Source organism: Streptomyces sp. NBC_00354 (genome assembly GCF_036106915.1).
In the GTDB taxonomy this organism is placed as follows: Bacteria; Actinomycetota; Actinomycetes; order Streptomycetales; family Streptomycetaceae; genus Streptomyces.
In genome coordinates, this window is record NZ_CP107983.1 from 6,507,987 (window position 1) to 6,526,757 (window position 18,771).

Genomic DNA, 18,771 nt, shown 5'->3' on the forward strand with positions numbered 1-18,771 from the left:
TCTGGCCCACCACCGACCGGAGGACGGGTTCGCAATGACGTACGACGCAGACGTGATCGTGATCGGGGCCGGGCTCGCGGGCCTGGCGGCCACCGCCGAGCTCGTCGACGCGGGCCGCAAGGTCATCCTGCTCGACCAGGAGCCCGAGCAGTCGATCGGCGGCCAGGCGCACTGGTCCTTCGGCGGGCTGTTCTTCGTCGACTCGCCCGAACAGCGGCGGATGCGGATCAAGGACAGCCGCGAGCTCGCCCTGCAGGACTGGCAGGGCACTGCGGGCTTCGACCGCGAGGAGGACGCCTGGCCGCGCCGCTGGGCCGAGGCCTACGTCGACTTCGCGGCCGGAGAGAAGCGGCCCTGGCTGCACGCCCAGGGCGTCCGCTTCTTCCCGGTGGTCGGCTGGGCCGAACGCGGCGGCTACGACGCGAACGGGCACGGCAACTCCGTCCCCCGCTTCCACATCACCTGGGGCACCGGGCCCGGCCTGGTCGAACCCTTCGAGCGGCGGGTCCGCGCCGGGGCGGCCCGCGGCCTGGTCCGGCTCCGGTTCCGCCACCGCGTCACCGGGCTCGCCCGGACGGCCGGCGTCCTCGACACCGTCACGGGCGAGATCCTGGAGCCCTCCGGCGCCGTACGGGGCACCGCGAGCGGCCGCGAGAGCACCGGGGCCTTCTCCCTCCGGGCCCAGGCGGTGATCGTGACCAGCGGCGGGATCGGCGGCAACCACGACCTCGTACGCAAGCAGTGGCCGGACCGGCTCGGCACCCCGCCGCAGCGGATGCTCTCCGGGGTCCCGGCGCACGTGGACGGCCTGATGCTGGGCATCGCCGAGGAGGCCGGCGCCAGCCACATCAACAAGGACCGCATGTGGCACTACACCGAGGGCATCGAGAACTGGAACCCGATCTGGGCCAAGCACGGCATCCGCATCCTGCCCGGCCCGTCCTCGCTCTGGCTGGACGGCACCGGCAAGCGGCTGCCCGTACCGCTCTTCCCCGGGTTCGACACCCTCGGCACCCTCGACCACATCATGAAGACCGGCCACGACCACACCTGGTTCGTGCTCAACCAGCGCATCATCGGCAAGGAGTTCGGCCTCTCGGGCTCCGAGCAGAACCCGGACCTGACGGGCAAGTCCGTCCGCGACGTCATCGACCGGGCACGGCAGGCCGTACCGGGACCGGTGCAGGCCTTCATGGACAACGGCGCGGACTTCGTCGTCGAACGCGACCTCGGCTCGCTGGTGCGCGGCATGAACGCGGTCACCAGGGAGGACCTGCTCGACGAGGAGACCGTCCGCCGGGAGGTCGTGGCCCGGGACCGGGAGATCGCCAACCCGTTCACCAAGGACCTCCAGGTGACGGCCATCCACGGCGCCCGCAGGTACCTCGGCGACAAGCTGATCCGGACCGCCGCCCCGCACCGGATCCTGGACCCCAAGGCGGGCCCGCTGATCGCCGTACGGCTCTCCATCCTGACCCGCAAGTCCCTGGGCGGCCTGGAGACCGACCTGTCCTCCCGGGTCCTCACCGCATCCGGCGACCCGCTGCCGGGCCTGTACGCGGCCGGCGAGGCGGCCGGGTTCGGCGGCGGCGGGGTCCACGGCTACCGCGCCCTGGAGGGCACCTTCCTCGGCGGCTGCATCTTCTCGGGCCGCGCGGCGGGTCGCGCCGCGGCCCGGGCGGTGGGCTGAAGCGGACACCGGCCCGGGCCCCGGCCCGGTCCGCGGCTCCCGTCGGTCGGGGTGCGGGCGCAGGTGCGGGTGCCGGTGGCGTGCTCTAGCGTCGGAAGGGCGAGGGTGACCGTTGCGCGAGCCGGTCGCCCCCCGGAGTGCCCGCTCCGCGCCGCCCCCGCCCGTGGTCCGGCGCACTCGCGGATCGCGTGACCGACCGAGAGAGCAGGTGCATCCGTATGCGTCCGTCGGCCCGTATCCCCGGCATCCTGGCCGGCCTGGTCCTCGCCACCGGCGGCGCCCTCATCGCCGCCCCGGCCGCCACCGCCGCCCCCACCAGCATCCAGGACTGCGAGAACTACATCGTGCAGCACGGCAAGCAGGTCACGGACGCCGTCGGGCAGGCCTGTTACGAGGGCACGATCGGCAATCAGACCAGCTGCGCCGCGAGCCTGCAGGAGGCCGGCATCCCCGCGAACGTTGCGAGCGGGGCCTGCCGCGCGGCCCACTAGTGCGGCACTAGGTCGTCCGCAGGCGTTCGACGACCTGGAAGCGTTCCGTGACGACCAGCGTGTCGTCGGCCACCGTGAACTCCGGGTCGCCGAGCACCTCCCGGATCTCCGGCCCGTGCCAGAACCGCTCATGGGAAACGCGCCATTCGGCCACGGACGTGTACCCCTCGCCCTCGTCCAAGGCATGCCGGAGGTCCACCTCCGCGAGCGGTAGAACGCGTACGTCCGTCACTTCCAGGACGGCCACCGGACGCTCCGCGGAGTCCATGACCGCCATCCGCCCGCCCACCACCGGCAAGGGGTCGCCCGTGGCCGCGTAATCGGCCAGCAACCCGGTCGTCGTGGTCTTCGCGCCGCTCAGCACCGCTGCCACCAGGCGCTCGCGCAGCGGCCCGGGGAAGGCGAACAGGGCGGGCGGGAGATCGTCGTACGTCGTCATGAGGCCACCCTACGGCCGGGCCCACGGCGGCCGCGATCAGGTTGACAGGCCCCAACTGGCGTCATGTACATACCAGTTGAAACGCGCCACGCAGTGGACTGGACCTTGACGCGGAGCTGTGCCTACCGCTTTGCTGTGCGTGATCATCCAGCCAACCGTCCGCCCGCGCCCGTGCCCTGGAGGGAATCCCGCGGATGTCCCCGCCTCCGCCGCCCCTCGGCCGCGCCCGCAAGCGGGACGCCCAGCTCTTCGACCCGGCCCTCTGCGACACCGAACTGGTCGACGTACGCACCCAGTTCACCCAGGGCCGGTGGGCCAAGGCCCGCTCGCTCCTCGTCGGCACCGGCGACGACTGGGACCGCCGCGGCCACCGCGTCGTCGTACTCGCCGAGACCCCGGCGGCCACCGCCTGGGCCCGCGAATGGCTGCTCGCCGAACCCGACAGCCCCGACGCCGCCACCCTGCTCGCCTGCGCCGCCGTCTTCTCCGCCCTGCGCCGCAAGGGCACGCCCGAGGCCGCCGAGCAGGCCTGCCGCCGGGCCGCCGCCCTGCTCCCCGCCGACCCCACCCCCTGGCTGGGGCTGCTCATGCTCTCCCGTGCCTTCGGCACCGAGGAGGAGTTCAGCCGCCACTTCGACCAGGTCCGGGCCCGCCACCGCGAGCACCACCACGCCCACCACCTGATGGTCGCCAGGCTGGCCGAGCACACCCCCGGAGCCGGCCCCGACCCGCTCCACGAGGTCTACGACTTCGCCGCCTGGGCCGCCGAGGAGTCCCCGGCCGACTCCCCGCTCGCCGTCCTCCCGGTCATCGCCCACGCCGAGCGCTACCGCGTGCTCGCCGCCACCGAGGGCCGCACCCCCGACGGGGCCGCCGCCCACTGGTCGAACCGCCGCGCCCGCCAGGTGCTGCGCTCCGCCTTCGACTGGTGGCTCGAATGGGAACGCGAGGACCACCCCCGCAACCGGGTCGACCTCAACTTCCTGGCCCACGCCAAGCTCTGCGAGGGCCGCCCGGCCGAGGCCGCGGCCCTCTTCCACCGCATCGGCAGCCACGCCACGCCCGCCCCCTGGTCCTATCCGGACCTCGACCCGCACAAGGCCTTCCTCGCCGCCCGCAGCGCCGCACTCGGCACGGCCTGACGCGCACCCCCCGCTCCACAGCCAGCCGCTCGACCGCACCCCCGCTCGACCGAACGCTGCTCCACTGCACCCCCGCTCCACAGCACCCCGCTCCGCTCTACCCTCCCCCGAAAGGACACCCCGCCATGGCGACGGGCAGATCCACCACGCTCAGCACCGCGCCCGAGATCCGCACCTACAAGGGCCAGGACCGAGCCCTGCGCGCCGACCGCCTCGGCACCGCCGGCCTGCTGCTCTCCGTACTGGCCGCCAGTGCACCCCTGATGGTGGTCGCGGGCGTCATGCCCACCACCTTCGGCGTCATGGGCGTCGTCGGCCAGCCGCTGCTGTTCGTGATCCTCGGCATCGTCCTCGCGCTCTTCAGCATCGGCTACGCCGAGATGAGCCGGCACGTCCACAACGCCGGCGCCTTCTACGCGTACATCGCCCGCGGCCTCGGCCCCACCGCGGGCGCCGGCGCCTCGCTCGTCGCCCTCGTCGCGTACAGCGCCATGCAGGTCGGCGTCTACGGCATCCTCGGCTTCGAGATCTCCGGCCTCTTCGCCACCTACCTCCACATCGACGTCGCCTGGTGGATACCGGCCCTGGCCGCCGTCGCCCTCACCGGCGCGCTCGGCTGGCTCAAGATCGACCTCAACGCCCGCGTCCTCGGCGTCCTCCTCCTCATCGAGTGCGCCCTCGTCGTCGTCTTCGACATCGCCGCCCTCGGCGACCCCGGCCCCGAAGGCCTCTCGCTGCACGCTTTCGACCCCGGGACCCTCGGCGGCGCCGGACTCGGCACGGCCCTCTGCTTCTGCATCGCGGCCTTCGTCGGCTTCGAGCAGTCCCCGGTCTACGCCGAGGAGACCAGCAAGCCCCACATCGTCGTCTCCCGCGTGATGTTCCTCGCCGTCGGCTTCGTCGCCCTCTTCTTCGCCTTCAGCGCCTGGGCCCTCACCGTCGCCACCGGCCCCTCCGAGGTCGTCAAGACCTCCGCCGAAGCCGGCCCCGGCCTGCTCTTCCAGCTCACCGAGGGCCGCCTCGGCACCACCTTCACCGACGTCCTGCACGTCCTCTTCGTGACCGGCATGTTCGCGGCCATGCTCAGCTTCCACAACGTGGTCGCCCGCTATGCCTTCGCCATGGGCCGCGAGGGACTGCTCCCGGCCGCCTTCGGCCGGACCAGCGCGGGCACCGGTGCCCCCGCCACCGGCTCCCTCCTGCAGACCGTCATCTCCACCCTCGTGGTCCTCGCCTTCGCCTTCACCGACGACAAGCCCGCCGGCGACCCCACCGCGCCCGTCCTGCACCTGTTCACCTGGATGGGCAGCGTCGGCGCCCTCGGCGTGACCCTTCTCATGGCCGCCGCCTCCTTCGCCGTCATCGCCTTCTTCGTCCGCCGCGGCACCGCCGGCGCCCAGGTCTGGCGGCTCGTCGCGGCCGGCGCCGCCGGAGTCGCCCTGCTCGGCATCGCCGGGTACACGGTGAAGGACTTCGGCGTCCTGGTCGGCGCCGAGGAGGGCTCCGCGCTCAGCTGGCTCCTGCCCGGGATCATCGGCGCCGCCGTCGTGGGCGGACTGCTGTACGGGGTCGTCCTGCGGCGCAGCCGCCCCGAGGTGCACGCCCGCATCGGCCTCGGGAACGAGGCCTTCCGCCTCGACCAGGCCGCGGAAGCCGACCCCCGCGACTGACCCCACCGCCTCGCTTTCGAGCTCGTACGAAGCCCCCGGCACCCGTTTCCATGGTCGCCGGGGGCTTCTGCGCGAGGAGGGCGGGTTTTGGTCATGGCCCGGGCTCATGGTCTCCTGTGTCGACAAAACCATCCGACCTCGCACAGGTGACCACCACCCAGCTCCCCTGCGCGGCGGCCCGGACCTGCCTGTCCTACCCACGAAGGCGAAGTCCTACATGAGTGACCGCACCTTGACCGAGGCCCCGGCCCCGGCGTCCTCCCGCCACGTCGACGCCGGTGACGAGGGCTACAGCAAGGACCTCAAGTCCCGCCACATCAACATGATCGCGATCGGCGGGGCGATAGGCACCGGCCTGTTCCTCGGCGCCGGCGGCCGGCTCGCCAACGCGGGCCCCTCCCTCGCGATCGCCTACGCGGTGTGCGGCATCTTCGCCTTCTTCGTCGTCCGCGCCCTGGGCGAGCTCGTGCTCTACCGGCCCTCCTCCGGCGCGTTCGTCTCGTACGCGCGCGAGTTCATGGGGGAGAAGGGCGCCTACACGGCCGGCTGGCTGTACTTCCTCAACTGGTCCACGACCACCGTGGCCGACATCACCGCCGCCGCGACCTACGCGCACTTCTGGTCCATGTTCACCAGCGTCCCGCAGTGGGTCCTCGCCCTGATCGCCCTCGCCGTGGTCCTCACCGCGAACCTGATCTCGGTGAAGTACTTCGGCGAGATGGAGTTCTGGTTCTCCCTCGTCAAGGTCGCCGCCCTGGCGATCTTCCTGGTCGTCGCGATCTACCTCGTCGCCACCAGCCACGACATCGGCGGCTACACCCCGGGCCTGTCCACCATCACCGACAACGGCGGCATCTTCCCCTCCGGCGTCCTGCCGATGCTCCTGGTGGTCCAGGGCGTCGTCTTCGCGTACGCCTCCGTCGAGCTGTGCGGCGTCGCCGCGGGCGAGACCGAGAACCCCGAGAAGATCATGCCGAAGGCGATCAACTCGATCATGTGGCGCGTCGGCCTCTTCTACGTCGGCTCCGTCGTCCTGCTCGCGATGCTCCTGCCGTACACCGCGTACTCCGGCGACCAGAGCCCCTTCGTCACCGTCTTCGACAAGCTCGGCATCCCCGGCACCGCCGGCATCATGAACCTGGTCGTCCTGACCGCGGCGCTCTCCAGCCTGAACTCCGGCCTCTACTCCACCGGCCGCATCCTGCGCTCGATGGCCATGTCCGGCTCCGCGCCGAAGTTCACCGCCCGCATGAACAAGGGCAAGGTCCCCTACGGCGGCGTGCTCTTCACCGCCGCCTTCGGCCTCGCCGGCGTCGGCCTGAACTACCTGATGCCGAAGGACGCCTTCGAGCTGGTCCTGAACTTCGCCTCGCTGGGCATCCTCGGCACCTGGGCCATGGTCATGCTCTGCTCGCTGTTCTTCTGGCGGCGCACGCAGGAGGGCACCCTCGAGCGCCCGTCCTACCGCCTGCCCTGGGCCCCGTACACGCAGATCGTCACGCTGGTGTTCCTCGCCACCGTGCTGGTCCTGATGTGGTGCGACGGCGGCGTCGGCCGCACCACGGTCCTGTGCGTCCCCGTCATCGGGGCCGCCCTCGTCGGCGGCTGGTTCCTGGTCCGCCGCCGCGTGGCGGAGCTCGCCGCGAACCGCTGACGGCCCAGCCGTGAACGAAGAAGGACCCCGCCCGAGGCGGGGTCCTTCTTGTCGTTGCGAGGCCCGTCGTGACGAGGGCTGCCGATCAGGCCTTCTTGACCACACTGGACTTCAGCTGCATGGCACCGAAGCCCTCGATCCGGCAGTCGATGTCGTGGCCGTCCACGCCGTCGATGAGCCGGATGTTGCGCACCTTCGTGCCCGCCTTGATCCCGGACGGGCTGCCCTTGACCTTGAGCGCCTTCACGACGGTCACGCTGTCGCCGTCGCTCAGCACATTTCCGACGGCGTCCTTGACGACCCGCTCCCCGGAACCGGCCCCGTCCTGCGCACCGCCCTCGGCGGGAACCCATTCGTGGCCGCACTCGGGGCACACCACGAGGGCATTCATCTCATAGGTGTACTCACAGGAGCATTTCGGGCAAGGGGGAAGGTTCTCGATCACGCCTTCAGGGTAGCCCGACCCGGAACGGGCCGAACAAACGCAGAGAAACGCCGCAAACGCGAAGAACCCCACCGAAGTGGGGTTCTCGCTCTGTGTGTCCGAGGGGGGACTTGAACCCCCACGCCCGATAAAGGGCACTAGCACCTCAAGCTAGCGCGTCTGCCATTCCGCCACCCGGACAAGGTGTCTGTCTCGCGTCCCTCGCGGGCCGTTCCGACGTGGAAAACATTACCAAACATTCCGGGGCCCTCGATCACACCCCCCGACGGCCGGGGATCGCCCTTGGGGAGAGCCGTCCCACGCGCGAGGATGGGGAGGCAGTCGGCACCGATCAGTGGGAGGAAGCAGCGTGAGCGAGTCGAGCGCGAGCAGGACCGTTTCCGGCGAGGACGAGGTCGTCGACCTCTGCCGGGACCTCATCCGGATCGACACCAGCAACTACGGAGACCACTCCGGCCCCGGCGAGCGCAAGGCGGCCGAGTGGGTCGCGGAGAAGCTCGCCGAGGTCGGGCTGGAGCCGCAGATCTTCGAATCCCACAAGGGGCGCGCCTCGACCGTCGCGCGCATCGAGGGGGAGGACCCGTCGAGGCCGGCGCTGCTGATCCACGGGCACACCGACGTCGTGCCGGCGAACGCCGCCGACTGGACGTACGACCCCTTCGCGGGCGAGATCGCCGACGGCTGCGTGTGGGGCCGCGGCGCCGTCGACATGAAGGACATGGACGCGATGACGCTGGCCGTCGTACGCGACCGGCTGCGCAGCGGCCGCAAGCCCCCGCGGGACATCGTGCTGGCCTTCCTCGCCGACGAGGAGGCGGGCGGTACCTACGGCGCCCGGCACCTCGTCGACAAGCACCCGGCGCTGTTCGAGGGCGTCACGGAGGCCATCGGCGAGGTCGGCGGCTTCTCCTTCACCGTCAACGAGAACCTGCGGCTGTACCTGGTGGAGACCGCCCAGAAGGGCATGCACTGGATGCGGCTCACGGTGGACGGCACCGCGGGCCACGGCTCCATGACCAACAACGACAACGCCATCACGGAGCTCTGCGAGGCGGTGGGCCGGCTCGGCCGCCACCAGTGGCCGGTGCGCGTCACCAAGACCGTTCGACACTTCCTGGACGAGCTCTCGGACGCGCTCGGAACCCCGCTCGACCCGGACGACATGGACGCGACCCTGGCCAAGCTCGGCGGCATCGCCAAGATGGTCGGTGCGACGCTGCGGAACTCGGCCGCCCCGACCATGCTCGGCGCCGGCTACAAGGTGAACGTCATCCCCGGCCAGGCCACCGCGCACGTCGACGGCCGCTTCCTGCCCGGCTACGAGGACGAGTTCTTCGCCGACCTCGACCGGATCCTCGGCCCGCGCGTGAAGCGCGAGGACGTGCACGGGGACAAGGCCCTCGAGACGGACTTCGACGGGAAGCTCGTCGACGCCATGCAGGGCGCCCTCAAGGCCGAGGACCCGATCGCGCGGGCGGTCCCGTACATGCTGTCGGGCGGCACGGACGCCAAGTCCTTCGACGACCTCGGCATCCGCTGCTTCGGCTTCGCCCCGCTGCAGCTGCCGCCGGAGCTGGACTTCGCCGGGATGTTCCACGGGGTCGACGAGCGCGTGCCGGTGGACGGGCTCAAGTTCGGGGTGCGCGTGCTCGACCGATTCATTGACAACTGCTGAGAATCGGGAAGGTGTGCGTTTTCCACTGAGAAGAGTGAATGCGCTCATACGCTCGTAGCCCTGGTGATGCCTCCTCGTTACAGGTGGTGCGGTCCGCGGCTGGGACCGCATTGCCAACTAGGAGGAACAATGTTCAAGAAGGTTGTCGCCGCTGCGGCTGCCACCGGTGGTCTGGTTCTCGCGGGTGCGGGCCTGGCCCACGCCGACGCGGAGGCCCAGGGTGCGGCCATCGGGTCCCCCGGTGTCCTGTCCGGCAACGTCGTCCAGGTCCCGGTCCACGTGCCCGTGAACGTCTGCGGTAACACGGTCAACATCGTGGGCCTGCTGAACCCGGCTTTCGGCAACGCCTGCGTCAACGCCTGACGCGTCTGAAGTCTTGGGCCCCGGAGCGCATTCCAGCGCTCCGGGGCCGCCGGGCTTCAGGGCCCGGCTGTTCGTACACAGCAGGGGGATGACAACACATGCGACGCAAAGTCCTGATCACCATGGCGGCCGCAGGGGGTGTGCTCGCGCTGGGTGGGGGTTACGCACACGCGGACTCCGGCGCGTCCGGCCATGCCGCGAACTCTCCGGGCTTGCTGTCCGGGAACACCGTCCAGGCACCCGTGGATGCTCCGGTGAACGTCTGCGGCAACACCGTCTCGGTCGTGGGGCTGCTGAACCCGGCCTTCGGGAACCGCTGTTCGAACCACTCGGCCACGCCGGACCACCACCCCGGTCATCCGGGACACCCGGGCAATCCCGGCCACCCGGGCGAGCCCGAGGAGCCGGACGAGCCGTGCGACGAGGACGAGCCGGGTCACCCGGGCCACCCGGGTAACCCCGGCACGCCGGGTCACCCTGGCAACCCCGGGACCCCCGGCCAGCCCGGTAACCACCCGGGTACGCCCGGCAATCCCGGCCAGCCCGGCAACCCGGGTACGCCCGGCAATCCCGGCCAGCCCGGCAACCCCGGAACTCCTGGCCAGCCCGGTAACCCGGGCACGCCCGGCAACCACGGTCAGCCCGGCACTCCGGGTACGCCTGGCACGCCCGGTGGCTCCACCGGCCCCGGTGCGGGCAGTGTCACTCCCGTGACGCACCCCGGCCAGGGGACCGGGACCGGGATCGCGCCCGCTCAGCAAGCGGGTCTGGCAGCCACCGGCGCAGGAGACGTCCTCGGCGTGGGCCTGCCGCTCGCCGCCGGCACGCTGCTGGCCGGTGCCGTGCTCTACCGGCGCGCCCGCAGCGCGGCCTGACAGGCGCCCTCACGACGCGGGCCCCGACCCGGGGCCCGCGTCACCAGGTCGCGCGGACCTGACGGATGATCCGGCGGCGCAGCCGCACACGACGGCTGCCGTCCCGATGCAGGGTGAGCCGGTCGAGTTCCCAGTTCCCGTACTCGGCATGGTCGGTGAGCAGGCGGGTCGCCTCCTTGCGGGGCACACCGCGGGGCACGTACACGTCGACAAATTCGTATTCCGGCATCGCATCTATTGTGCGGGCAGAGCCCTGCTACGGATAGCGTCTGCACTATGTCTGATGCCGCTCTGCCCAGTGTTGCCGAGGTACGCGCCGCCGCCGAGGCGGTCAAGGCCGCGCTCGACCGTCACCTCGCCGCGGTCGAGAGCAGGATCGGGGACGAGGACCCGGCCGTCTACGCCGCTTTCAACGAACTCGCCGCCGCTGCGGAGGAGTACGACGAACTCCTCTACGACCGGTACGACGAGGTCACCCCCTTCGAGATCCCCACGCCCGAGGACGGTGTCCCGTACACCGGGCCCGCCGAGCCCGCCGCCTTCAGCGTGCTCATCCGCCGCGACTACGCCGTCGTCGAACCGCCGAGGCTGATCGCCCAGGCCGAGCGGGTCGCCGCGCACGACCGGGAAGCCGAGCTCGCCTTCGACGGCGGCACGGCAGGTGCACTGGGTGTGCTCTTCGGGGAGTACGAGCCCGACGAGATCGCCTCCCGCTACAAGGAGTTCGGCCTGGAGGAGGGGGACTCCACGCTCTGGATCGCGGCTTCGGAGGAGGTCGCGGAACCGGGGGAGTGGCTGGGCTCGCCCTTCGGGCACACCGATCCCCAGGACGTACTGCACCGGTTCGACGTCAGCTCCGTCTTCGACGAGGAAGCCGACGATTTCGACGAGGACGAGGACGAGGAAGACGCGGACGAAGCGGAGGAAGCGGGCGGCCAGGCGGCGCAGCCCGGCCTGACGCCCGCCTGATCCGGGCCCCGCGCACACGACACCGCGGCCCCCGTCCCGAACAGGGCGGGGGCCGCGGTGTCGTATGCGGGTTACTCCGGCTGGTCCTGAGCCGCGGCCGCGAGGGCACGCAGGAGGCCGGTCAGCCGGGTCGTACGCGGCTTCGGCAGTACCTCCGCGACCGCGCGCGGCAGCGCCTGGTCCACGCCGTGCACCACGGACAGATGCCGCTCCGCCCGCCCGAACGCCGTGTACACCCAGTCCCGGGAGAGGGCCTGGGCCGCGTCACCGGGCAGGACGACGACCACGGCCGGCCAGCGGGCGCCGACGGCCTGGTGCGCCGTCACCGCCCAGCCGTGCCGCACCTGCGACTCCACGTGTTCCTTCGGTACGACGATCCGCGCGCCCGCGGCGTCCAGGTGCAGCCCCTGCGCATCGGCCGACACCACCCTGGCCGGCACGGCCCGTCCGGGCGAGGGCACGTGCACGATGCGGTCGCCGGGGTCGAAGCCGCCGAACCGGCCGGGGCCCGGGTTCAGCCGCTCCTTGAGGGCCGCGTTCAGCGCCCGCGTGCCCGCCGGGCCGCCGTGGCCCGGGGTGATCACCTGGACGGCGTCCGCCGGGATCCCGAAGGCGCGCGGTACCGACTCGGCCACCAGCTGCACGGCGCGGTGCACGGCCTCCCCGGCGTCGCGCACCGGGACGATGACGACCTCCCGGCCGGGGGCGTCGACCTGGTTCAGCTCGCCGATCCCGACCCCGGAGACCAGCTCGCCGATCGGGCCCGGGTCGGGGGTGCGGGAGACCAGCTGCGGGCAGGCGCGGGCCGCCAGCACATCGCCGAACACCCTCCCGGGCCCGGCGGATCCGAGCACCCCGGGGTCCCCGGAGAGGACCAGCCGGGCCCCGTCGGGGACGGACTCGACGAGCGCGGCGGCGGTCTCCACGTCCAGCTGCGGGGCGTCGAGGACCACGAGCAGGTCCAGCGCGAACTGCCCGTCCGCGTCCCGCCCGGACCCCTCCGTGCCGGCGAGCAGCCCGGCCACGGTGACGGCGTCCTGCGCGGGGGTGTGCGCGGCCAGGCAGACGCGCAGGCCCAGGTCGCGGGCGGCCGCCAGCAGGGCCATCGGCTCGGCGCGGGCAGCCTCGCCGCCGGTGTGGGTGACCAGGCCGTGGCCGGAGACGGCGCGGATCAGGTCGGCGCCGGGGCCGGTGGCGGCCTTCTCCCAGTCCGCCGGGTCGTTGAACGTGTTGGCCAGCCGGGCCAGGCCGTCGGCCAGGCTCTCCTCGGCGAGCGCGTACCCGTCGAGGCCGACGAGGACGCGCACGGGCTGCTCCTCGCCTTCGGCGACGGGCGGGCCGAGCGGTTCGTGGAAGACGAGGACGGTGCCCTCGCCGATGGCCTGCTCCAGGGACGCGGCGGGATCCGGGACGCCGTACTGGGCGAGGGCGGATTCCAGGGTGGGGGCCTCCAGGGCGGTGTGCCCCTTCAGCGCGGCCTGCTCCAGCAGCCAGCCCACGAGGGCGGCGGCACGCCGCTCGTCGCCGGGACCGGCCTCGGGGCCGAGCAGGGCCCGGGCGAAGCCGTCGGCCTGGGTGGGACGGACGCCGGCCACGGCGAGGAGCCGCCAGGGGTCGTGGGCGAGCTGCTCCGCGGCGTCTTCGCCGAGGGCGGTGGCGGCGGGTCCGGCCAGCGCCTCGGGGGCGCCGCCGCGAGCCAGTACGGAGCGCACGCCCTCGATGCCGGCGGCGGTGGGGGCCGGGGGCGTGGGGCGGGGGGCCGGTTGCGCGGCGGGGGCCGCGGGCTTGCGGGGCGCGGTCGGGGCCTCGTCGAAGTACACCGGGGAGGGCTTGTCCCCGCTCTCCACGGCCCGTACGGCGGCCAGCAGATCGGCGGCCTTCCCGCTGAGCTTGGCTCCGGCGTCGACCGGGCCCTGCCGTTCCGCCTTGCGGCGGGCGATGCGCTCCCGCTCGATCTTCTGCGCGGCCAACTCGGCCTCGGCCTCGCTGAGCGCGGGCGCGGCCTCGCCCTTCTCGGCGGCGCCGCCCCCCGGCTCCGCCGAGTCGTCCTGGTCCGGCTGGTCCGGCTGATCGGCATCGGGCTCGGGCTCGGCTGCGGGGGGCTGGTCGCTGTGGACTTCGCCGGAGGTGGTCCCTGCGGGGCTTTCCCCCACCCCGCGCCTTCCCGAAACCGTGGGCTCCGCCCCCGGACCCCCGGCCTCGCTCCCGGCCTCGCCGGAGCCGGCTGCCCCGTCGGCCGCTTCCTCGCTCCCTGCTTCGCCGGAGCCGGTCGCCTCGTCGGCGGGCTGGGGCGGCGGCTCGGTGGGGGTGGCCGCCTCGGCCCGGGGGCCGGGGGTGGCCGGGTCCTCCGCGGATGCGGGTCGGCGGTCCGTACTCACAGCGTGCTCCAGTCGTGGTCGGGGTAGCGGTGCACGGGCGCCGACACATCGTCCAGCGCCCGGCAGATCTCCTCGGGAAGGGTAAGGGGCTCCACCGACAACGCCTCGCCGAGCTGCGCGGACGTCCGCGCGCCGACGATCGGCGCGACCACCCCCGGCCGGTCCCGGATCCATGCCAGGGCGACCTGGAGCGGGGTCACGGCCAGGCCCTGGGCCGCCGTCGCCACCGCGTCCACGATGCCGCTCGCCGCGTCGTCCAGGTACGGGTCCACGAAGCCGGCCATGGTCGGCGAGGCCCCCCGCGAGTCCGCCGGCGTGCCGTCCCGGTACTTGCCCGTCAGGACGCCGCGGCCCAGCGGGGAGGACGGGAGCAGCCCGACGCCCAGGTCCAGCGCCGCCGGGAGGACCTCGCGCTCCACGCCCCGCTGGAGGAGGGAGTACTCCATCTGCGTCGACGCCAGTCGCGTGCGCACCCCCGGGGCGGCGAGCTGCCAGGTCGCCGCCTTCGCCAGCTGCCAGCCGCTGAAGCCCGACACCCCCGCATACCGGACCCGGCCGCTGCTCACCGCCAGGTCCAGCGCCTGGAGGGTCTCCTCCAGCGGGGTCCCCGGGTCGAAGGCGTGGACCTGCCAGAGGTCCACGTAGTCGGTGCCCAGGCGGGCCAGCGAGTCGTCCAGCGCCGACAGGAGATGGCCGCGCGAGCCGTTGAACCGGCGGTCCGGGTCCCGTACGGAGCCCGACTTGGTGGCGATCACCAGGTCCTGGCGGGGGACCAGCCCGCCCACCAGCTGCCCCAGGAGGTACTCCGCCTCACCACCCCCGTACACGTCGGCGGTGTCGACGAGCGTGCCGCCCGCCTCCCAGAACGTCTTCAACTGCTCGGCAGCGCCCGACTCGTCCGGTCCCTCCGCGGAACGGCCCCAGGTCAGGGTGCCGAGGCCGATCCGGGACACGCGCAGTCCCGTGCGGCCGAGATGCCTCTGCTCCATGAGCGCTGAGACTACTGGGGCACTGACGCGGGGAGCCCTGGCGCGCTACAGTCCCCCGCAGACCTACGTTACTGATCGGTAAACCGGTAAGGGGACGACACATGCGGCTCGGCATCAATCTCGGCTACTGGGGCGCTGGCATGGACGCCGACAACCTCGCCGTGGCCCAGGAGGCGGACCGCCTCGGCTACGACGTCTGCTGGGCCGCGGAGGCCTACGGCTCCGACGCCCCGACCGTGCTCGCCTGGGTCGCCGCCCAGACCGAGCGCATCGACGTCGGCTCCGCGATCATGCAGATCCCGGCCCGCCAGCCCGCGATGACCGCCATGACGGCCGCCACCCTCGACTCCCTCACCAAGGGCCGCTTCCGGCTCGGCCTCGGCGTCTCCGGCCCCCAGGTCTCCGAGGGCTGGTACGGCGTCAAGTTCGACAAGCCGCTCGCCCGCACCCGGGAGTACGTGGAGATCGTCCGCAAGGCGATGACCCGCGAGCGCCTCAGCTACGAGGGCGAGCACTGGACGCTGCCGCTGCCCGGCGGCCCCGGCAAGCCGATCAAGCTCACCGTGCACCCGGAGCGCGAGCACATCCCGCTCTACATCGCCGCCATCGGGCCGAAGAACCTGGAGCAGACCGGCGAGATCGCCGACGGCGCCCTGCTCATCTTCCCCGCCGCCGAGCACCTCGAGGCCACCGCGCTCACCCACATCCGGGCGGGCCGCGAGAAGGCCGGGCTGACCATGGAGGGCTTCGACGTCTGCCCGACCGTGCCGCTGGCCGTCGGTGACGACGTGACCGCCCTCGCCGACATGTTCCGCCCGTACACGGCCCTGTACGTCGGCGGCATGGGCAGCCGGAAGCAGAACTTCTACAACCAGCTCGCCCAGCGCATGGGCTACGAGAAGGAAGCCGCCGAGATCCAGGACAAGTACCTGGCGGGCGACAAGACGGGCGCCGCGGCGGCCGTCCCGCACTCGCTGATCGACTCCACGACCCTGCTCGGCTCCGTCGAGCGGATCGCGGACGGGATGCGGGCCTACGCCGAGGCCGGGGTCAGCACCCTCACACTCGCCCCGGCCGGGTTCACCCTGGACGAGCGGATCACCGCCCTGCGGGCGGGTACGGAGGCCATGGAGCGCGCCGGCCTGGCATAAGGCATCGAGCACAGGCCCTGCGGCCGTGGTGGGGGCTCGGGGGTCTTCCCCGCCACGGCCGTCACAGTCAACAACGCGGGCGGCACCCTCCGGGTTACGCCCGCGCATTCACCCCTTCACATCGTTCATTCGGCCGATCCGTGCGACCCCTCGGTTGCCCGGCCCCCGGATCGGCCGTTGACTCGATGCATGCTCTCTGCGCGCAGCCTGTTCCAGGAGATCGTCGACAACGACGACTCGTTCCAGCTGTTCTGCTCCATCGCCGCCAGCGGGGAGTCCCAGGGCGGCTGGGAGAACGCACGGATCGCGGCCCTGGTGCCCGACGGCATGCGCGAGCTGGCGCCCAAGATCATCCGGCACGGCGCCGACGAGGACAAGCACGGCCGGATCTTCCAGGCCCTGCTCCGCAAGCGCGGCCTGCCGCCCGTCCCCGTGCCGCCCGAGACCGACTACACGATGCTGCTGGAGCGGCGCGGCATCGGCCTCGCGCACGAGAAGCTGCGCCGGGCCGAACCGCTGACCGAGCGGGACATCGTCGTCTACCTCTCGCACAGCCGCGTCACCGAACAGCGCGCCGCCGACCAGATGGTCATGCTCCTGCGTCAGTTCGGGGACCACCCCGAGGTCGGCAAGGCGATCCGCATGATCAGCCACGACGAGGACAACCACCTCGCCTACTGCCACGAGGAGCTGCTCCGCCTCGTCCGCGAGGGGCACGGCCGGACCATCCAGCAGGTGCTGCGCGAGAGCGCCCTCGTCGAGATCTCCGTCTACCGGGACGTGAGCCTCGCCGTCATGGGCCACATGGGCCGGCTGCTGCACTGGCCCGCGCCCAAGGCCGCCGCGCTGGCCGCCGGGATCCGCGGCATGTACGCGTACGAGCGGTTCGCCGGCTGGCACCGGATGATCAGCCTGACCCTGCCGGAGCGGCGCAACGCGCTGGGCGGCGTACCGGTGACCGCGCCCGAATACGCGTAGGAGGCGCTTGCGCTACAGCCAGCCGCGGGTCTTGAACATGCGGTGCAGGCCCAGACAGACGCCCACCATCACCAGGACGACCACCGGATAGCCCCAGGGCTGCCGCAGCTCCCACATGTGGTCGAAGTTCATCCCGTAGATCCCCGCCACCATCGTCGGGACGGCCGCCATCGCGGCCCAGGCCGAGATCTTGCGCATGTCGTCGTTCTGCCGGACGCCCATCTGTGCCAGGTGCGCGGCCAGCGCGTCCGACAGCAGCCGGTCCAGGCCCTCGATGTACTCGCTCGCCTTGGTCAGGTGGTCGGCGACGTCGCGGAAGAACGGCTGCGCGTGCTCGTGCACGAAGGGCACGTTCCCGAAGGCGAGGCGGTCCATCGGCTGGAGCAGCGGGCTCGTCGCCCGGCGGAACTCCAGCACCTGCCGCTTGAAGCCGTAGATCCGGGCGGCGGTGTTCTTCGTGTCCGTGGCCTGCGGCGAGAAGACATCGGCCTCCACCTCCTCCAGGTCGGCCTGGAGCTCGGCCGCGACCTCGATGTAGTGGTCGACCACCGCGTCGGACACCGCGTACAGCACTGCCGTCGGACCGTGCCGCAGGACCTCAGGCTCCTGCTCCAGCCGCCGGCGTACGGCGGCCAGCGCGGCCCCCTCGCCGTGCCGGACCGTGACCACGAAGGAGTCGCCGATGAAGAGCATCAGCTCGCCCGCGGTCACCGTGTCGGCGTCGTCGTCGTACGTCACCGGCTTGAGGACGACGAACAGCGAGTCGTCGTACACCTCGAGCTTGGGGCGCTGGTGGGCGGTCAGCGCGTCCTCCACCGCCAGCTTGTGGAGCCGGAACTCGTGGCTGACGTGCTCGAATTCCTCCTCCGTCGGCTCGTACATCCCGATCCAGAGGAAGGCGTCGCCGCTCGCCCGCGCCTCGTCGAGGGCGTCCGAGAGGTCCTCGGGCGCAGGGGAGCGGCGGCCGTCCCGGTACATGGCGCAGTCGACAATCACGAGGGGCATTCTCCCCTGCCCGCGCCCGGCCCGCACCCGACGGGCACCGCGCCCCCCTGTTTCCGGCAGCCCTTAGGCTTTGCGGTATGGCCACGCTGATCCTCGTACGACACGGGCGGTCCACCGCCAACACCGCAGGGCTGCTCGCCGGATGGACCCCGGGAGTGGCCCTCGACGAGCGCGGCGCCGAGCAGGCGGCGGCGCTGCCCGGGCGGCTCGCCGCGGTGCCGCTCGCCGCAGCCGTCAGCAGCCCGCTGCAGCGCTGCCGGGAGACCCTCGCCCCGCTGCTCGCCGCGCGCCCGGAGCTGGCGCTGCACACCGACGAACGGATCGGCGAATGCCACTACGGCGACTGGTCGAACCGCAAACTCTCGGAGCTCAACGATGAACCGCTGATGAAGATCGTCCAACAGCACCCCTCGGCCGCCGCCTTCCCGGGCGGGGAGTCCCTGCGCGCCATGCAGGCGCGTGCCGTGGACGCCGTACAGGAGTGGAACGCACGGATCGAGGAGGAGCACGGGAGCGACGCCGTCTTCCTCATGTGCTCGCACGGCGACATCATCAAGTCCCTTGTCGCGGACGCCCTGGGCATGCACCTGGACCTCTTCCAGCGCGTCCACGTGGACCCCTGCTCGGTCACGGCCGTCCGCTACACGCCGACACGCCCGTTCCTGCTCCGGCTCGGCGACACCGGGGACTTCGGCTCGCTCGCCCCGCGCCCGGCCCGTGCACCGGACGCGGCCGCGGCGGAAACGGAGACCTTCGAAAGCGCGACCGAAGACGGCGGGAACGCCGTCGTGGGGGGCGGCGCGGGCGCGGCGTGATCGAACGGCGCAGTAGGGTGGACTGGCCCAAATAAACGCAGC

Annotated in this window: 18 protein-coding genes and 1 tRNA gene; 12 read left to right on the forward strand and 7 right to left on the reverse strand. The window is 72.3% G+C overall.

Annotation, left to right across the window (positions count from 1 at the left end; translation table 11 throughout):
- The first annotated feature begins 34 nt into the window (after nucleotides 1–34).
- Both OHT74_RS29845 and OHT74_RS29850 read left to right on the forward strand, forming a co-directional pair.
- Nucleotides 35–1,690 (forward strand): FAD-binding dehydrogenase, encoded by a 1,656-nt coding sequence (locus OHT74_RS29845; RefSeq protein ID WP_328621893.1) that lies wholly within the window; start codon nucleotides 35–37, stop codon nucleotides 1,688–1,690.
- Nucleotides 1,691–1,908: 218 nt separating this feature from the next.
- Nucleotides 1,909–2,181 (forward strand): hypothetical protein, encoded by a 273-nt coding sequence (locus OHT74_RS29850; RefSeq protein WP_266668561.1) that lies wholly within the window; start codon nucleotides 1,909–1,911, stop codon nucleotides 2,179–2,181.
- Between the two features lie 7 nt (nucleotides 2,182–2,188).
- Here OHT74_RS29850 and OHT74_RS29855 read toward each other — a convergent pair whose 3' ends face one another.
- The gene (locus tag OHT74_RS29855; RefSeq protein WP_328621894.1) at nucleotides 2,189–2,620 is read right to left on the reverse strand and encodes an ASCH domain-containing protein; all 432 of its coding nucleotides are present in this window, start codon (nucleotides 2,618–2,620) and stop codon (nucleotides 2,189–2,191) included.
- Nucleotides 2,621–2,814: 194 nt separating this feature from the next.
- Between OHT74_RS29855 and OHT74_RS29860 the strand changes: the two genes are divergently transcribed.
- The 3 genes from OHT74_RS29860 (at nucleotide 2,815) to OHT74_RS29870 (ending at nucleotide 7,086) form a co-directional block, all read left to right on the forward strand.
- Entirely contained in the window at nucleotides 2,815–3,762 is a 948-nt protein-coding gene (locus tag OHT74_RS29860) for a hypothetical protein (protein WP_266668567.1), read from the forward strand.
- Between the two features lie 125 nt (nucleotides 3,763–3,887).
- Nucleotides 3,888–5,432, forward strand: a complete 1,545-nt coding sequence (locus OHT74_RS29865; RefSeq protein ID WP_266668569.1) for an APC family permease — start codon at nucleotides 3,888–3,890, stop codon at nucleotides 5,430–5,432.
- Between the two features lie 217 nt (nucleotides 5,433–5,649).
- On the forward strand, nucleotides 5,650–7,086 hold the full coding sequence (locus OHT74_RS29870) for an amino acid permease (protein ID WP_266668571.1): 1,437 nt from the start codon (nucleotides 5,650–5,652) through the stop codon (nucleotides 7,084–7,086).
- Between the two features lie 85 nt (nucleotides 7,087–7,171).
- Here the strand turns inward: OHT74_RS29870 and OHT74_RS29875 are convergent, their stop codons facing one another.
- Both OHT74_RS29875 and OHT74_RS29880 read right to left on the reverse strand, forming a co-directional pair.
- Complete coding sequence (locus OHT74_RS29875) at nucleotides 7,172–7,531, reverse strand: zinc ribbon domain-containing protein YjdM (protein WP_328621895.1); 360 nt, start codon at nucleotides 7,529–7,531, stop codon at nucleotides 7,172–7,174.
- A 95-nt stretch (nucleotides 7,532–7,626) separates the two neighbouring features.
- A tRNA-Leu gene (locus tag OHT74_RS29880) sits at nucleotides 7,627–7,711 on the reverse strand.
- Between the two features lie 169 nt (nucleotides 7,712–7,880).
- On the opposite strand from OHT74_RS29880, the gene OHT74_RS29885 reads away from it, so the two are divergent.
- The 3 genes from OHT74_RS29885 to OHT74_RS29895 all read left to right on the forward strand — a co-directional run bounded on the left by OHT74_RS29885 (nucleotide 7,881) and on the right by OHT74_RS29895 (nucleotide 10,444).
- Nucleotides 7,881–9,206, forward strand: a complete 1,326-nt coding sequence (locus OHT74_RS29885; protein ID WP_328621896.1) for a M20/M25/M40 family metallo-hydrolase — start codon at nucleotides 7,881–7,883, stop codon at nucleotides 9,204–9,206.
- A gap of 129 nt (nucleotides 9,207–9,335) precedes the next feature.
- Nucleotides 9,336–9,569: a chaplin gene (locus OHT74_RS29890; RefSeq protein ID WP_266668575.1), complete on the forward strand. Its 234-nt coding sequence runs from the start codon at nucleotides 9,336–9,338 to the stop codon at nucleotides 9,567–9,569.
- Between the two features lie 98 nt (nucleotides 9,570–9,667).
- The gene (locus OHT74_RS29895) at nucleotides 9,668–10,444 is read left to right on the forward strand and encodes a chaplin family protein (protein ID WP_328621897.1); all 777 of its coding nucleotides are present in this window, start codon (nucleotides 9,668–9,670) and stop codon (nucleotides 10,442–10,444) included.
- 40 nt (nucleotides 10,445–10,484) lie between these two features.
- On the opposite strand, the gene OHT74_RS29900 is transcribed toward OHT74_RS29895, so the two are convergent.
- Nucleotides 10,485–10,673 (reverse strand): DUF5703 family protein, encoded by a 189-nt coding sequence (locus tag OHT74_RS29900; protein WP_031146791.1) that lies wholly within the window; start codon nucleotides 10,671–10,673, stop codon nucleotides 10,485–10,487.
- Between the two features lie 47 nt (nucleotides 10,674–10,720).
- Between OHT74_RS29900 and OHT74_RS29905 the strand changes: the two genes are divergently transcribed.
- Complete coding sequence (locus OHT74_RS29905; RefSeq protein WP_267000279.1) at nucleotides 10,721–11,413, forward strand: hypothetical protein; 693 nt, start codon at nucleotides 10,721–10,723, stop codon at nucleotides 11,411–11,413.
- 71 nt (nucleotides 11,414–11,484) lie between these two features.
- On the opposite strand, the gene OHT74_RS29910 is transcribed toward OHT74_RS29905, so the two are convergent.
- Both OHT74_RS29910 and OHT74_RS29915 read right to left on the reverse strand, forming a co-directional pair.
- A complete protein-coding gene (locus OHT74_RS29910; RefSeq protein WP_328621898.1) occupies nucleotides 11,485–13,791 on the reverse strand; it encodes a helix-hairpin-helix domain-containing protein in 2,307 nt (768 codons plus the stop codon).
- On the reverse strand, nucleotides 13,788–14,780 hold the full coding sequence (locus tag OHT74_RS29915) for an aldo/keto reductase (protein WP_328621899.1): 993 nt from the start codon (nucleotides 14,778–14,780) through the stop codon (nucleotides 13,788–13,790). The genes OHT74_RS29910 and OHT74_RS29915 overlap by 4 nt, the downstream gene beginning before the upstream one ends.
- 101 nt (nucleotides 14,781–14,881) lie before the next feature.
- Between OHT74_RS29915 and OHT74_RS29920 the strand changes: the two genes are divergently transcribed.
- Both OHT74_RS29920 and OHT74_RS29925 read left to right on the forward strand, forming a co-directional pair.
- Nucleotides 14,882–15,931 carry an LLM class F420-dependent oxidoreductase gene (locus tag OHT74_RS29920; RefSeq protein WP_328621900.1) on the forward strand — a complete coding sequence of 350 codons (1,050 nt, stop codon included), beginning with the start codon at nucleotides 14,882–14,884 and terminating at the stop codon, nucleotides 15,929–15,931.
- A gap of 189 nt (nucleotides 15,932–16,120) precedes the next feature.
- Nucleotides 16,121–16,909 (forward strand): ferritin-like domain-containing protein, encoded by a 789-nt coding sequence (locus tag OHT74_RS29925; protein WP_328621901.1) that lies wholly within the window; start codon nucleotides 16,121–16,123, stop codon nucleotides 16,907–16,909.
- A gap of 12 nt (nucleotides 16,910–16,921) precedes the next feature.
- On the opposite strand, the gene OHT74_RS29930 is transcribed toward OHT74_RS29925, so the two are convergent.
- Nucleotides 16,922–17,914 carry a magnesium and cobalt transport protein CorA gene (locus OHT74_RS29930; protein ID WP_266668587.1) on the reverse strand — a complete coding sequence of 331 codons (993 nt, stop codon included), beginning with the start codon at nucleotides 17,912–17,914 and terminating at the stop codon, nucleotides 16,922–16,924.
- Between the two features lie 77 nt (nucleotides 17,915–17,991).
- Between OHT74_RS29930 and OHT74_RS29935 the strand changes: the two genes are divergently transcribed.
- The gene (locus OHT74_RS29935) at nucleotides 17,992–18,729 is read left to right on the forward strand and encodes a histidine phosphatase family protein (protein ID WP_266668589.1); all 738 of its coding nucleotides are present in this window, start codon (nucleotides 17,992–17,994) and stop codon (nucleotides 18,727–18,729) included.
- Nucleotides 18,730–18,771 lie beyond the last annotated feature (42 nt).